Consider the following 16,196-nt stretch of genomic DNA (forward strand, 5'->3'; position numbering starts at 1 on the left):
GCGTCGGTGTCGAGGGCCAGGGCTGTGGCGGTTGTGGTTGGTGGCGGGTTCGTCGCGGCCGGCAGTCCGCTTTGGGTTGCGGTGGCGAGTGCTGTTGCCGGGGCGGTAGCGGTGCTGGTCTGGAGCATCTTGCGGCATGCGCCTCCGGCGCGCCCCGCCGCAGCTGGTCCTCAGGACGAGGCGGAACTGCGGGCGGCGATCGAGCTGCGGGTCGCCCGGATCGCCGGGATCCCGGCTGATCGGTGGGTGGACGAGCAGATCCCGTTGCGTGATGCGCTGCTGCGCCTGCTCGGGGATGTGGCCGACCAGCTCGCGCAGGCCGTTCCCGGGTCCGGTGCCCACCAGGACCTGGTGGAGCGTGCGGCTCAGGCCCTGGCGAGCCTCGATGCGCACATCGACAGCGCACAGGCGGCCGGTCGTGGCGCCAAGCGGCGTGGTGGGCTGGGTGCCTGGCAGCGGTGGGCGTACCTGGTCAACACGACGGTCAGCATCGGCGTGCAGCTGGCGACGATGTACTCGATGGCGATCCTGGGTGGCGCCTCGGAGATCACGGCGGTGATCGCGGCCGGGGTGTTGTTCACGGTGGCGTCGCTCGGTCAGGTCGTCGGGATGGCGGTCGTGGGGTCGGCGTGGCAGCGGTTCTCCACCCGCGGGATGACGGTGGCGACCTTGCTGGGCGGGAGCGTCGCGTTCGTCGGGATCGCATTCGCGTCGGGTTGGGCGGTCGGGTACTACGCGGCGGCCGTGCTGGCGGGGATCGCGGCGAGCGGGAACTTCTACCTGATCGACGCTCTGGAGACCTGGGTCGCGCGGACCACGGAGCTGCGTCGCAAGCACGGCCCGGTCGTGCTGGGTGAAGGGCTGGTCGGGCTGGCGGTGTTGGGCCTGGTCACGACGCTCGTGGTGATGAACCTGGTGACATCGGTCCTGCTCACGACGTCGCTGCCGATCGCCGCGCTGTTCGGCGCCGGCGTGGCTGCGGTGCTGGCGGTGACGTCGTGGCTGTTGACGCCGTCGGAGCGGTGGGACCGGCCGGCGACCATGACGTTGAAGGAGCTGGCGCAGGGGTTGCCGAAGCTGTTGAAGGCGAAGCCGGAGGCCAGGCGCATCCTCGCGGTCTACGGCACCTACGCGTTCACGCTGGGTGTGATCGATGCGACCTGGCGGGCGTTCTTCCTGTCCAGCGGCGCGTCGGCGGGTGTGACGGCGTTGGCGAGCGGGGCGTTCATCGGTGGCGGGGTGCTGCTCGCAGTGCTGTTCGTGGGATCCGACCTGAAGAAGGCGAAGTCGGGCGGTCAGGCGAAGGGGATCCTGGACACCAGCCCGGGCGAGTTCATGGTGGGCATGGCCGCGCTGATGGCCGTCGGTGGGATCGCGGTCGCACTCACCCAGTACTTCACCGCGATCCCGCACCTGGGCACGGCGGTCGGGCTCTACCTGCTGGAGACGACGTCGACCGGCAAGCTCCTCGGCCTCGGCAAGATGATCAAGACGTCGAAGGTGCTCACCGGGGCGGAGCAGGCCACGACCCGCGTTGCCGGTGGCTTCGTGAAGGGCGGGCTCTACGTGCTGGGCGCGTTCGCGGGCAGCACGATCGCGCTCCCCGCAGGCGGGTGGAGCGCGGTCTCCGGGTTGGGTGCGGTCGCGGCGGTGCTGACGTTCGCGGCCGTTGCGCGGCTCGCCCCCGCCGCGACCGCGCGGCTGCCGCGGTCGATCGCGCGTCGGGCGCTCGGACCCGGCCGGTTCGTCACGGCGGCGGTCGTCGCGATTGTGGTCGGTGGTGTGGTCGTCGCGGCCGGTGCTCCGCTCTGGGTCGCGGTGGTGAGTGGAGCCGCCGGTGCGGGTGCGGTGCTCCGTTGGAGCGTTCTGCGACGTGGTCCGCCGCCGGACCCGGTGGTTCCGCAGGACGAGGCCGGGTTGCGGACGGCGATCCAGCTGCGGCTGGACCGGATCGCCGGGATCCCGGCTGACCGCTGGGTCGACGAGCAGATCCCGCTACGCGACGGGTTGGTGCGTCAGCTGGGCGGGGTGGCGGATCAGCTCGCGTTGGCGGCGCCCGGGTCGGATCGTCACCGGGAGCTGTTGGAGCTCGCGGTTGTTGCGTTGGCGAGCCTCGATGCGCACATCGACAGCGCGCAGGCGGCTGGTCGTGGCGCAAAGCGTCGGGGCGGGCTCGGACGGCTGCAGCGCTGGCTCTACGTGATCAACACGACGATCGGCATCGGCGTGCAGCTGGCGACGATGTACTCGATGGCGATCCTCGGCGGCGCCTCGGAGATCACGGCGGTGATCGCGGCCGGGGTGCTGTTCACGGTGGCGTCCTTCGGCCAGGTCGTCGGCATGGCCGTTGTCGGCTCGGCATGGCAGCGCTTCTCCACCCGCGCCATGACGGTGGCGACGCTGCTGGTCGCGAGTGTGGCGTTCATCGGGATCGCCTTCGCGTCGGGTTGGGCGGTGGCCTACTACGCGGCCGCCGTGCTCGCGGGCATTGCGGCGAGCGGGAACTTCTACCTGCTCGACGCGCTGGAGACGTGGGTTGCGCGGACCACGGAGCTGCGCCGCAAGCAGGGCCCGGTTGTGTTGGGCGAGGGTGTCATCGGGCTGGCGGTGTTGGGCCTGGTCACGACGTTGGTCGTGATGAACCTGGTGACGTCGGTGCTGCTCTCGTCGTCGTTGCTGGTGGCGGCCCTGTTCGGGGCCGGTACGGCGGCGGTGTTCGCGGTGACCTCGTGGCTGCTCACCCCGTCGGAGCGGTGGGACCGGCCGGCAACGCTGACGCTCAAGCAACTGGCCAAGGGCCTGCCGAAGGTGCTGCGGGCCAAGCCCGAGGCACGTCGGATCCTCGCCGTCTACGGCACGTACGCGTTCACCTTGGGCCTGATCGATGCGACGTGGCGGGCGTTCTTCCTGGCCAGCGGCGCATCCGCAGGCGTGACCGCGATGGCGAGCGGCGCGTTCATCGGCGGCGGTGTGCTCCTGGCGGCGCTGTTCGTCCTGGCCGATCTGAAGAAGGCGAAGTCGGGCGGTCAGTCGAAGGGGATCCTGGATACGAGCCCGGGCGAGTTCATGGTCGGCATGGCCGCGCTGATGGCGTTCGGCGGGATCGTCGTGGCGCTGACGCAGTACTTCACGAACATCCCGCACCTGGGCACCGCGGTCGGGCTCTACCTGCTGGAGACCACCTCGACGGGCAAGCTGCTCGGCCTCGGGAAGATGATCAAGACGTCGAAGGTGCTCACGGCGGCCGAGCAGGGGATGACCCGCGTTGCGGGTGGTTTCGTGAAGGGCGGCCTGTACGTCCTGGGTGCCTTCGCGGGCAGCACGATCGCGCTCCCGACCGGTGGTTGGAGCGCCGTCGCCGGGCTGGGCGCGGTCGCGGCGATGCTGACCTTCGCTGCCGTCGTCCGGCTGGCGCCGGCCGCCACCGCTGCATTGCCCAGGTTGATCGCGGCCGGGATCGGGCGTGGGCTCGTGCGGCTGTGGCGTTGGGCCAGGTCGCCGCGGGCGCTGCGGATGCTGCTGCTGGTCGGCACCGCGCTCGCGCTGCTGGTGATCCTGGCGGGCTCGGCGAGCGCCGACGACGGGTCGGTCGGGGCCGGTGCGACCGTCGGGCCGCTCGGGGTGCTGGTCGCCGGCTCGGCGCTGACCGCGGCAGCGGGTCGGATCCGCGACATCGTGCGTGCCGGACGGCTCCGCGGCCCGCCGCCGCACGCCGACGCCCCGCACGCCGACGCCCCGCACGACGACGCGCAGCGAAAGAACAAGCAGCACGGGCTGAAGCGGGCGAGCGTCCGCACCGGCGTTGTGCTTGTCCTGGCGGGGGTCGTGCTGGTCCTCGGCTGGTGGTTCGGTCCCGGCGCGGCGGCGCAGCCCAGCACCACCCCGCCGGTGACGACAACCACGACCCACCCGACGACCACCACGACGACAACGACCACGACTACGACCACGACGACAACGACCACCACGACGACCACGACCGGTCCGACGTCCACCACGTCCCCGACCCCGACGACCACCACTACGACCACCACTACGACCACCACTACGACCACAACCGATCCGACGGCGCCCCCGCCCGCGGACCCGACCAGCACTTCGACCGGCGGGCGGGCCACCGAGCAGCGACCGACCGTGGCGGGCCCGCCCGCCGGCGGCTCGTCCGCGCCGCCGGTGAGCACCAGCGCCACCGTTGCCGTCCCCTCCGAGGTCACCTCCGCCGCGACCACGTCCGGGAGCTCGGGGAGGCCGACGACCGGTCCGGCGAGCCCGACCTCGGGGAGCACCGAACAGGTCGGGCCGGCCGAGCCGGGAGGTGGCGGCCCGGCTCGCTGGGTGTGGATCGGGGTGCTGGCCGGCGTGGCGGCCGGGTTGGTCGGGCTGCTGCGGTGGCAGCGTCGCGGGTCGAAGGCCGGGGGCGGGGCGAGGGTGGCCGGCACGGTCGCCGTGGCCGCCGTCGTCGGTGGCGTGATCATCGCCGCCGGTGGCCCGCTGTGGCTCGCCGTGGCCGGTGCCGCCGTGGCCGGTGTGCTTGCGTGGAGCCTCTGGCGCCGCGGGCCGCCGAAGGACCCCGCCGCCGCGGCGCCCAGCAGCGCCGATCCTCGCAGCGCCGACGAGCTGCGGGCCGCGATCGAGCTGCGCCGTCAGCGCATCGCCGGGTTGCCGGCCGACCGGTGGCCGGTCGAGCAGGTCCGGCTGCGTGATGCATGGCTGGAGTTCCTGCAGCGGCGGGTCGACCGGATGGCATCGGCCCCTGCCGGGTCCGTGCGGGCGCGGGCGGCGGCGACCGGGGCGGCTGCTGGGTTGGCCCGTCTGGACAACCACATCAACACGGCCGAGGCAGCGGGGCGCAACGCGCGCTGGCGCGGCGGTATCAGCCGTGGGCACCGCTGGCTGTACGTGCCGGTCACGGTCGTGAGCATCGGGCTGCAGCTGTACGCGATGTACTCGATGTCGGTGTTCGGGGGCGCCTCGCCGATCGCGGCGTTGATCGCTGCCGGTGTGCTGTTCACCGTTGCGACGTTCGGCCAGGTCGTCGGGATGGCGGTGGTGGGGACCGCCTACCAGAAGTTCGCCACCCGCAAGGTCACCGTGGTGACCCTGCTCGGCGCGGCAGTGGTGTTCGTCGGCGTCGGCTTCATGGGTGGCTTCGCCCCGGGCTACTACATCGCCGCGGTGCTGGCCGGCATCGCGGCCAGCGGCAACTTCTACCTGATCGGTGCGCTGGAGAGCTGGGTCGCGCGGACCACCGCGGTCCGTCGCAAGCACGGCTCGGTGGTGCTGGGCGACGGCGTGGTCGGGATCTCGGTGCTCGGGCTGGTCGGCGTGCTGGTGGGCATGAACGTCCTCACCGAGCTCCTGCAGGCGACGTCGGTGCAGCTTGCCGGGCTGGTCGTCGCGGCGATCACGGCCGCGTTCGGGGTGGCGGCGTGGCTGGTCATGCCGTCGGAGCGGTGGGACCGGCCGGTCCAGCCGACCTTGCGGCAGATGCTGGTCCTGCTCGTGGAGCTGGTGCGGCACAACCGGCTCGCCCGCACGGTTCTCGCGGTGTACGGGCTCTACGCGCTCACGCTTGCCGCGATCGACGTGACGTGGCGGATCTTCTTCAAGGCGGCTGGGGCGAGCTTGGGGGAGACGCTCGTCGCGAGCGGGGCGTTCATCGGTGGCGGGCTGCTGCTGGCCGGGGTCTTCGTGGTCGCCGACCGCAGGAACGCGAGGTCGAAGTCCGACGCCGCCGGCCTGCTGCAGACCAACCCCGGCGCGTTCGTGATCGCGATGGCGGCCTTGATGGCGCTCGGCGGCGCGATCGTCGGGTTCACCCAGCACGTCACCGGCAGCCCGATCCCGGGCACGATCATCGGCCTGTACATGCTGGAGACGACCTCGACCGGCATGCTGCTCGGGCTGGGCGCGGTGGTGAAGTCGGCGTCGTCGTTCACCCCGGCGCAGCGGGCCGCGCTCACGGTCGCCAATGGGTTCGTGAAGGCCGCGCTCTACGTCGTCGGCGCGTTCGGGACCGTGGTGGGGGTGTGGGGCCCCGGCGGCTGGGACGCCGTGTCGGTGGTGCTGGTCGTGGGTGGTCTCGCGACGTTCACGGCTGCGGCGAACGTCTTGCCGAGCACGTTGCGGACGCTGCCGCGGCTGCTGTTCGGGAAGGTGCTGCCGCTGGTCCGTGCTGTTGCGCGGCTGCTCGGCATCGGGTGGCGCGCGGTGGCGGGTCTGCGGGTCTCGTGGGGCTGGCCGACCCGGATCGCGATCGTGGTGGGCATCGCTGCCGCGCTGATCCTCGTCCACGCGCTGGCGGCGTCCGCCGCGGTGCCCACCGGTGGGACGGACGTTCCGATCGCGCGCTGGGCGTACGACAACGCGGCGCTGGTGCTCGCTGCCGTCGTGCTGGTCGTCGCGGTGATCGTGCACCTCGTCCGCGGGTACCGCGCGCGGGCACCGGCCGACGACGACGGCAGCCGGGCACGCCACATGGCCGCGGATCGTGCGACCACCGCACCGGAAGCGGCCGGATCCACGAGGCCCGCCATCGAGCCCGAGCCGGACGCCGTGCTGGAGGACCGGTTCGTCGGCAACTCACCGACCTGGCTCAACCTGCTCATGGCGGGCGTGGCGCACGCCGCGTTGCGGTGGTACTGGTATCTGCACCAGCACCCGGAGCTGAGCACCGTCGAGTTCGGGACCCAGGCCTACATCATCGAGCAGTTGCGCGGGATGGGGCTGGAGCCGCGGGAGGTGGCCGGCACCGGGGTCGTGGTCGACATCGGCACCGCCGGTCCGATCGTCGCGACCCGGGCCGACATCGACGCGCTCGATGTGGAGGAGACGCCGGGGCTCCCGTTTGCGTCGACCGTCGCGAAGGTGTGCCACGCCTGCGGGCACGACGTGCACACGACGGTGATGCTCGGCCTGGCGAAGGTGCTCTCGCAGCTGCCGGAAGGCGCGCTGCGCGGGCGGGTGCGGATCATCTTCCAGCCGGCGGAGGAGCAGGTCAGCGGCGCGGCCGCCATGGTCGGGGCCGGCGTGCTCGACGGCGTGGAGCAGATCTTCAGCCTGCACGTCATGCCGCAGTACCTGGTCGGGCAGGTCGGCACCCGGGTGGGGACGACGAACTACGACGGCAACTTCCTCAAGATCACCGTGACCGGGAAGGGTGGCCACGGATCGCGGCCGTACCAGGCGGTCAACGCCGGGTTGATCGCCTCGGCGATGGTGCTGCCGATCACCGCGCGGGTGAAGCAGGTGCTGCGCGCCGCCGGGATCGAGAGCAACGAGAAGGGCGCGCCGGTCCAGTTCGCGATCGGGAAGATCCAGGCTGGGAACGCCGCGAACGCGATACCGGGGACCGCGGTCCTCGAAGGGACACCGCGGACGGAGAACCCCGAGGTGCGCCGCGTCCTCGACGAGGTGCTGCGGGGCATCGTCGCAGAGGAGCTGGAGAAGGCGCTGGATCGGCTGGAAGCGGCCGGCGAGATCACGGCGGACCAGCGGCGCGAGGTCGGCCACCACGTGGAGTTCGAGCAAGCGGTCCCGGCGGTGATCAACGATGAGGGCTCAACCCGGTTGGTCGACGACGTGGTGCTCGCCTGGCTGGGGCAGGCGGCGCTGGTCGCGGCATCGGCGTCGGAGGGCGGCGACGACTTCTCGGTCTTCCTGCAGAAGGTCAAGGGCATGTACCTGTCGCTCGGCACCCGCCGGGACGGCGAGGAGATCCAGGACCTGCACAGCCCCGGCTACGCGGCCAGCCTCGACCCCGCGGCGATCCTGGCCGGGGTCCGGCTGTTCGCGATGGTCGTCGTCGCGGCGCTGAACGGACCGGCGGGGACGACCGACCTCCCGCTGCCCACCGGACCGGTGGCGGCTCCCGCGGCGACGGCCCCCACGGCGGCCGATCCGGCGCTGCTGCCGGCACACGCGCCGGAGGATCGCGACGCGTCGCCGCCCGGCCGCTCGCCGCTGGTGCGGATCGCCGCGGCACTGGTGTCGCTGGCCCCGCTGCTGCTCACCATCGCCGCAGGGACGTGGGCACCCGGTGTGGTGGTCGCGCTGGTGGGCGTGACGACCGCCGTGCTCGCGGCCTCGCTGGTGCACCGGGTGCTCTCCGGGCTGGCGCGATTCGTGGCCCAGGCCGGCGTCACGGTCGGGCTCGTCGCCGCCGGGGTGATCGCCACCGTCCGCCTCGCCGCCGCGACGACCCATGCGGGATCGGTCGACTCCGTGAGCTCGGTCTTCTCTGCGACGGTGTGGGGCTGGCTCGGTTTGGCCGGGTTGGTCGGGTTGGTCGGCTACCTGCTGGTGCGGATGCCCACCGGGACGGACGTGCCGGTGCGGCAGGTGGGCGCGCTGCTCGACCAGGTGTTGTACGTAACCCGGCTGACCCCAACGGCCGTTCCGGGGCTCGCTGCGGAGATGCGGGCCGTCGAGCGGAACGGGGTCGAGCTGGTCGCCCGCTCACCGGCCGCGCCGGGCGAGATCGTCGGCGTCGGTGCGGGCGCCCGCGTGCGGATCTCGGAAGCGGCGGTCGCGGCACTCGCCGTCCTGCTCCGAGGCCACCCCGACAACCCGCTTCCCGAGCTCTCCCGGCGACAGTACAGAGCGCTCGCCCTCCAGCTGGTGATCGCGGTTGCGGTGCTGAACCGGATGGCGCAGACGCAGAACCAGGACGCCACCGAGATCGTCGCCCGCAACATCTACTACCGCCTGCTGCGCACCCAGCCCCGGCTGGTGGCCCAGCGGGCCGTGCGGTGGCTCTCCGAGGTGGGCCCGATCGAGGTCAAGTCCCAACCCCGGCGCACCGACCGGCGCGCGTGGATCGCCCTGATCGCCGCCTGGCTGCGCGGAATGCTCCTCGGCGCGGGCGGGACCGTGTTCCTCGGGCCGCTGCCGGTCCTGCTGCTGACCGCGGTGCTGGCCGTCGGGATGTGGGCCGGTGCCCGGGTGGCGCTGCTGCGCCGGACGCGTTGGGCCGCTCGGCGGTTGGCGACAACCGGAATGGACGGACTCGACCGGGCCCGCAACGGTGTCGTCAGCGGGATGCTGCTGGGCGTCCTGCTGCACATCGCCGCTGCCAGTGACTTCGGCCCGGCCGTCGCGATGGCCGGGTTCCTGCCGGTCGGCGGGCGGTGGGTCGGCCGGAGGCAGGCGAGGGCGCCGCCGCGGGTGTGGGCGGCGCGGATCGCGGCCGGGCTCGCCCTCGCCGTCGCGCTGGTCCTGCTCGTACCGAGCGGCGTTGCCGCTGCCGCCGAGGTCCGGGCACCGGCGGACACCGGTGCGCCCTGGACCGCGGCCGGGGTGCTCCTGCTGCTCGGGGCTGCCGGCGTGTGGTGGTACCGGACACGCCCCCGCGGGCCCGTCGGTCGGCAGGTCGCCTTCGTCGTCGCCCGCCTCGCGCGCGCCGTCCACGGGTTTCCCCGACCGCAGGACGCGGAGCGCATGCGCCTGGAGCTGCGGGCCGTCGCCCGCCACCCGGCACTCATCGCGCCTTCACCGACGGCAGGCGGTGGGCAGGAAAGCCACTTTCCTGCCCGCACAGGGCCTGAAAGTGGCTTTCCTGCCCACCCTGAGCCGGCCGCGGCGATCGTCGGAGAGGGCGTGGACGCACGGCTGCAGTTGCGTCTGGACGGTGTAGCGGATCTTGCGCAGCGGCTGGTGGAGCTGGCCGCTACGGCCGACGTCGTGCTCTCCGCGCGGGTGGCCCGGATCTTCGCGATCCGGCTGCACGTCGCCATGGCGGTCACCGCGCGGGTCACCGCACGTCACCACCCCGCAGCCGGGATCGCCCTTGCACTGCGGCTGTACCCGCAGGTACTCGCCGACCTGCCGCTCCCTGTGGCGAGGCTGTTCGCGGACCTGCTCGCGGATGTCGACCCCGTCGGCGTCCGCGCGCCGGTCGAGCCCGGCCGGGTCTGGGTCCGCCCCGCGCTGGACGTGCTGGCGACCGTCGTCGCGGGCGGCGCCGCGCTGGTCGTCGGTATGCACCTCGCGCAGGATCTGCCGCCGCTCTCGCTGGCGCTGGCCGCGATGGGCATCGCGTCGGCGCTGTGGCTGGCCGACGGCGGCGCCCGGTGGGTCCGGGTGACGCTGCGCCGTCTGCACGACGATCCCGAAGAGCGCCGGACCCCGACGTCGTACGCCAGCGATCTGACGTTCGTGCTGCAGGTCCTGCTGTGGGGGATCGCCGCCGGCGCCATCGTCGTCGCCCTGCTGGCCGGGGTCCCGGCCCCGGAGCTGGGCGCTGCCGCTGCCGTCATGGGCGCGGGCCCGCTCGGCGGCCGCGGTCGCGACGCTCGGGAACCGGTGGTGTCGAAGGCCGAGGCGGACCGCTACGACCTCGAACTGGCGGCGCGCGTCCGCGCCGACCCGGCGGGCGCTGATGCTGCGATCAGCGAGCTGTTCACGCGCCACTGGGCTGCGACCGTCGAGTTCGCGCGCGGCCTGGCCAGGTCGCGTGAGGATGCAGAGGACGCCGCGGCCGCAGCGTTCGTCGGCATGGTCGCCATCCTGCGCCGCGGCTTCGGCCCGGACCAGACAGTGCGCGGCTACCTCGTGACCTCCGCGCGCAATGCGGCTACGTACGCGGCCAGGAAACAGCGCCGGGAGGTGTCCGACGACGGGCTGGCCGATCTTGCGGGCCCGGAGTCGGCCTCGGCGGGCGCAGCGGCCGAACCGACCGTCAGCGTGAACATGGAGCGGCTCCGGGACCGATTGCCTGAGCGGTGGCGGCGGGTCCTCGAACTGACCGATGACGACGGCCTGAAGCCGGCGGGCATCGCGCCGGCGTTGGGGATCGCCCCGAACGCCGTCTCGGCATTGCTGGCCAGAGCCCGCGAAGGCCTTCGCAAGCAGCTGCTCGGCGAGCTGCAACGCAGGTTGTTGCCGGTGCCGACCGGCTCGTCCAAGACCTGCACCACCTGTGCGGAAGAGCTGCCGGCACACGTCCGCGGCGCCGCGTTGCGGACGGTCCTGGCGAAGCACCTGGCCTGGTGCGCCGACTGCACCGAGCGCTACGCCGCTCTCGTCGAGCTGGACCGGCGGCTTCGCGCGGTCGTCGCAGAAGAGCTCCCCGTGGGCGACACCGCCCCGGACGACGAGCGGCCCGCACTCCCGCGGGCCGCTGAACCAAGGGAAAAGGGATCACAACCATGATCAGGAATCGCCGTCGGCGGCAGTGGTCCGCCGCGGAACGCCATGATCAACTCCGGCTGCGCGCAAATCGTTGCTACCCTGCGGGCGTGCCAGGAACCGGTCGCCGCCGTCTCGTCACGATGGCCGACGTCGCATCCAACGCGAACGTGTCGGTGACCACCGTCTCCCACGTGCTGAACCGCACGCGGAAGGTGGCAGCGCCCACCGAGCAGGCCGTGCTGGCCGCCGTCGCCGCCACCGGCTACGTGCCGGACGACGTCGTGCGGTCGATGCGCACCGTGGGCACGCGCATGGTCGGGCTGGCGCTGTCGCTCTCGCTGAACCCGTCGTTCAACGAGCTCATCTTGAGCATCGAGCGCAGCCTGACCCTCTCGGGGTACTCGCTGCTGCTGACCGACACCCACGACGACCCCGCGAGCGAGCTGCGCGCGATTTCCGACCTGCTCGCCCGGAATGTGGACGCGGTCATTCTGGCGCCTTCCGCTCGCCCGGAACGAGCACTGACCTATTGCGAGCAGCGCAATATCCCGGTAGCGGTGGTCGACCGGATCCTGCCCTCACTCGATATCGACCAGGTGGGCTCGGAGAACGTCGAGTCGACCGCCGCGCTCGTCGACCACGTCGTGCACAACGGGCACCGGCGGGTGGCGATGATCAGCGGCAAGACCGGGCTCACCACCACCACGGAGCGGGTTGCCGGCTACCGGTTGGGCCTGGAGCGCAACGACCTGAAGTTCTCCAGGAAGTACCTGGTCAGCGGCGACTCGACGGAGCTGGGCGGGCGCCGCGCGCTGCAGTCGCTGCTGGAGCTGCCCGAGCAGCCGACCGCGGTCGTGTCGGGCAACAACCAGATGACCATCGGCGTGATGGGTGCGGCGAGGGCGGCCGGCATCACCATTCCGGGAGATCTCGCGCTGATCGGGTACGACGATTTTGCGTGGGCCGACTTCTTCAGCCCGCGCCTGTCCGTGCTCGCCCAGCCCATCGATGCGATCGGCGATCACGCGGTGCGAATGCTGCTCACCAGGCTCGCCGATCCGGACACCCCGCACCGGAAGGTCTCGCTGCGGCCCCAGTTCGTGCACCGCGATTCGTGCGGGTGCGTCGAGGGCGAACGCGGCGCGTCTTCAGCCTCCTGACCCCCGCTGCTCGTCACGGAGCGTGACGGCTGGCAGCGGTGCGCACAGGTTTGCGCGAGGTATTGCGCAAACCGTTGCGAGGGTGGATGGTGGCGTCCACCAACACGACGACCGGATCGGATGTGGACACGCTCATGCGCCAGCGGGGGGACGGCGCCGACCAGGTCACAGGCCTGGCGGAGCTGGTGGAACGCGCACGTGCGCTCGTCGTGGACGGGCAACGGGCCGTTCTCGGGATCACCGGCGTGCCGGGCTCCGGCAAGAGCACGCTGGTCGAGTGCCTGCTCGATGAGCTCGCGCCGACGCCGCCGGCCGGCCTGCCGGCGGGGGACTGGGTCGCGCACGTCCCGATGGACGGGTTCCACCTCGCGGAGAGCGAGCTCGACCGGCTCGGCCGGCGCGACCGGCAGGGCGCACCGGACACGTTCGACTCGGCCGGGTACGTCGCGCTGCTGCGGAGGGTGACCGCGGACCTCTCCGAGGTCGTGTACGCGCCGACGTTCGACCGCGACCACGGCGTGCCCGTCGCCGGCAGCATCCCGGTGCCCCCGGCGGCGCGGCTGATCCTCACCGAGGGCAACTACCTCCTCGTCGACCAGGAGTCGTGGCTCCCGCTGCGGACGATGCTGGACGAGGTCTGGTACTGCGAGGCCGACGAGGACCGGCGCATCGAGCAGCTGATCCTGCGGCACGTCGTTTTCGGCAAGAGCCCGGCCGCCGCCGAGGCCTGGGCCCTCGGCCCGGACGAGGCCAACGCGGAACTGATCCGATCGACGCGCGACGAGGCCGATCTCGTCGTGCCGGATTCCGTGCTGGTCGCCCTCGCCCCCGCGCGGACCGTCGAGCGACGCCGGTCGGCGTGAGCTCGTGCCACCCCTCCCACGAAAGGCTCCGATGATGCAGCTGCTGAACCGACCGCGCGCGCTCCCTTCGCGCACCGTCGCCGCCGTCAGCACGGGACTGGTCGCCGCCTGCCTGCTCGCCGCGTGCGGCGGCACGAGCGGCAGCGCCCCGAGCGGCGGTGGTGCGAACGCTGGTGGTCAGCCCGTCGTCGGGTTGATCACCAAGACGGACACGAACCCGTTCTTCGTCAAGATGCGGGACGGCGCGCAGCAGGAGGCCGGCCAGTCGGGTGTCGCGCTGCAGACCTTCGCCGGCAAGCAGGACGGCGACAACGAGTCGCAGGTGCAGGCGATCGAGAACCTGATCTCCGCGGGCGCCAAGGGCTTCCTCATCACCGCGAACGACACCAAGGCGATCATCCCGTCGATCGACCGGGCGCGGCAGGCCGGCATGCTGGTCATCGCGCTGGACACGCCGCTCGAGCCGGCGAACTCGGCCGACGCGACCTTCGCGACCGACAACTTCCAGGCCGGCGTGCTCATCGGGCAGTGGGCGAAGGCGCGGTTCGAGAAGGACGGCAAGACCGCCCGCATCGCGATGCTCGACATCAACGCCAACCAGGTCTCCGTCGACGTCCAGCGCGACCAGGGCTTCCTCACCGGGTTCGGGGTCGAGGTCGGCGACAAGAACCGGATCGGCGACGAGTCGGACCCGCGGATCGCCGGCCACGAGGCGACGAACGGGGACGAGGAGGGCGGGCGCACCGCGATGGAGAACCTCCTGCAGAAGGACCCCACGATCAACCTGGTCTACACGATCAACGAGCCCGCCGCGGCCGGTGCCTACGAGGCGCTCAAGGCGGCCGGTGTCGAGAAGCAGGTGACGATCGTGTCGGTCGACGGCGGCTGCCCCGGCGTGGAGGCGGTCAAGGCCGGCCGCATCGGAGCGACGTCGCAGCAGTACCCGCTGAAGATGTCGCAGCTGGGTGTCGAGGCCATCGCGCAGTTCGCGAAGGACGGCACCAAGCCGGCCCCCACGGCCGGCAAGGACTTCTTCGACACCGGCGTCAACCTCATCACCGACTCCCCGCAGACAGGCGTCGAATCGAAGGACACCGCGTTCGGCGCGCAGAACTGCTGGGGCTGAGACCGTCGCGGCCGGGCCGACCCGAAGAACGGCCCGGCCGCGGCGCTAGGAGGGCGCTCCCAGGAAGGATCAAGCAAGATCATGAGCAGCATCTCCGGCACCACCGATGCCGTGGTGTCGTTCGGCGAGGGGACGCTCCGGCCGTCCCGTTCCGCGTCCGCCCGGCTCCAACGCCTGCTGCACCAGCGGCCGATCCTCGGCCCGATCGCCGTGCTCCTCCTGGCGATTGCCGTGTTCTCGCTGGTCAGCGACCGGTTCCTGGCGGCGGCGAACCTCGGGCTCGTGCTCGCCCAGGTCACTGTGATCGCCACGCTCGCCCTCGGCCAGACGCTCGTCATCCTCACCGCGGGAATCGACCTCTCGGTCGGCGCCATCGCGGTGTTCACCTCGATCCTGATGGCGAACGCGTCGCACGGGCTCGGCGTCCCCGGCCCGGTGGCGCTGCTCGTCGGGCTGGTGCTGGGCACGCTCATGGGCGCGGTGAACGGGCTGCTGGTGACCCGGTTGAAGCTGCCGCCGTTCATCGTCACCCTCGGCACGCTGAGCATCTTCTTCTCGCTCAACGCGGTGGTCTCGCGCAGCGAGACGATCCGCGGCACCGACATGTCGCCCGTGCTGACCTGGACGGGCACGACGTTCCCCATCGGCGACTTCCGCATCACCTACGGGTCGATCATCATGTTGGCGCTGTTCGGCGTGTTCGTCTACGTGCTGAGCAGCACCGCGTGGGGCAAGCACGTCTACGCCACCGGCGACGACATCGAGGCGGCCCGCCTCGCCGGCATCAGGACCAACCGCGTGCTGCTGTCCGTCTACGTCGTCGCGGGGCTGGTGTACGCGGTCGGCGCCTGGATCCTCATGGGCCGGCTGGGTTCGGCCAGCCCCAACGTCGGCGTCGAGTACAACCTCGACTCGATCACCGCGGTGGTGCTCGGCGGCACGAGCCTCTTCGGCGGGCGTGGCCTCGTGGCGGGGACGCTGGTCGGCGCGTTGATCGTCGGGGTGTTCCGCAACGGGCTGCAGCTCGGTGGCGTCGACGTCGTTTGGCAGGGGCTCGCCATCGGGGTGCTGGTGCTGATCGCCGTCGCCATCGACCAGTGGATCCGGAAGGTACGGGCATGACCGCCGTCGTCGACTCCCGCGAACCGGTGCTGCAGGCCCGCGACCTGGTCAAGCGCTACGGCGCCGTCACCGCGCTCGCCGGGGCGGACCTCGACCTCTACCCGGGGGAGATCCTGGCGATCGTCGGGGACAACGGCGCGGGCAAGTCGAGCCTCATCAAGGCGCTGTCCGGCGCGCTGGTGCCCGATTCCGGCGAGATCCGCCTCGACGGCGAGGTCGTGCGGTTCACCAACCCGATGGACGGTCGCCGGGCCGGCATCGAGACCGTGTACCAGACCCTGGCGCTCGCGCCGGGCCTCGACATCGCGGAGAACCTGTTCCTCGGTCGCGAGCTGCGCCGACCCGGCTTCGCCGGCACCGTGCTGCGCCGGCTCGACCGCAAGCGCATGCGGGCCGAGGCCCAACAACACATGAGCGACCTCGGGATCGCCACGCTGCAGGACATCGGACAGGCGGTGGAGAGCCTCTCCGGTGGGCAGCGGCAGGGGGTGGCCGTCGCCCGCTCGACGGCGTTCGGCAGCAAGGTCGTGATCCTCGACGAACCCACCGCCGCACTGGGGGTGAAGGAGAGCGAGCGGGTGCTGCAGCTGATCCGCGATGTCCGCGACCGCGGGCTCCCGGTGATCCTGATCAGCCACAACATGCCCCACGTCTACGAGATAGCCGATCGCATCCACGTCCATCGGCTCGGCCGGCGGCTGACGGTGACGACCCCGGGGTCGCACACGATGGCCGAGACCGTGGCGCTGATGACCGGAGCGATGGAACCCGCACGTCACGCCTCCTGAGGAAGGA

General features: G+C 72.0%; 6 protein-coding genes. All 6 read left to right on the forward strand.

The genetic code is table 11. From position 1 onward, the window contains the following. Positions 1 to 24: 24 nt before the first annotated feature. The 6 genes from LL648_RS39840 to LL648_RS39865 all read left to right on the forward strand — a co-directional run bounded on the left by LL648_RS39840 (position 25) and on the right by LL648_RS39865 (position 16,189). Positions 25 to 11,151, forward strand: a complete 11,127-nt coding sequence (locus LL648_RS39840) for an amidohydrolase (RefSeq protein ID WP_232668155.1) — start codon at positions 25 to 27, stop codon at positions 11,149 to 11,151. A gap of 86 nt (positions 11,152 to 11,237) precedes the next feature. Next, on the forward strand, positions 11,238 to 12,290 hold the full coding sequence (locus LL648_RS39845) for a LacI family DNA-binding transcriptional regulator (protein ID WP_232668156.1): 1,053 nt from the start codon (positions 11,238 to 11,240) through the stop codon (positions 12,288 to 12,290). Between the two features lie 134 nt (positions 12,291 to 12,424). Continuing rightward, positions 12,425 to 13,153 carry a nucleoside/nucleotide kinase family protein gene (locus LL648_RS39850; RefSeq protein ID WP_232668157.1) on the forward strand — a complete coding sequence of 243 codons (729 nt, stop codon included), beginning with the start codon at positions 12,425 to 12,427 and terminating at the stop codon, positions 13,151 to 13,153. Between the two features lie 31 nt (positions 13,154 to 13,184). After that, positions 13,185 to 14,279: a sugar ABC transporter substrate-binding protein gene (locus tag LL648_RS39855; protein WP_232668158.1), complete on the forward strand. Its 1,095-nt coding sequence runs from the start codon at positions 13,185 to 13,187 to the stop codon at positions 14,277 to 14,279. Positions 14,280 to 14,360: 81 nt separating this feature from the next. Beyond that, entirely contained in the window at positions 14,361 to 15,401 is a 1,041-nt protein-coding gene (locus LL648_RS39860) for an ABC transporter permease (protein WP_232668159.1), read from the forward strand. Continuing rightward, the gene (locus LL648_RS39865) at positions 15,398 to 16,189 is read left to right on the forward strand and encodes an ATP-binding cassette domain-containing protein (RefSeq protein ID WP_232668160.1); all 792 of its coding nucleotides are present in this window, start codon (positions 15,398 to 15,400) and stop codon (positions 16,187 to 16,189) included. The genes LL648_RS39860 and LL648_RS39865 overlap by 4 nt, the downstream gene beginning before the upstream one ends. The last annotated feature ends 7 nt before the right edge of the window (positions 16,190 to 16,196 follow it).

The sequence above is a fragment of the Pseudonocardia sp. TRM90224 genome, from assembly GCF_021245725.1.
GTDB lineage: Bacteria > Actinomycetota > Actinomycetes > Mycobacteriales > Pseudonocardiaceae > Pseudonocardia.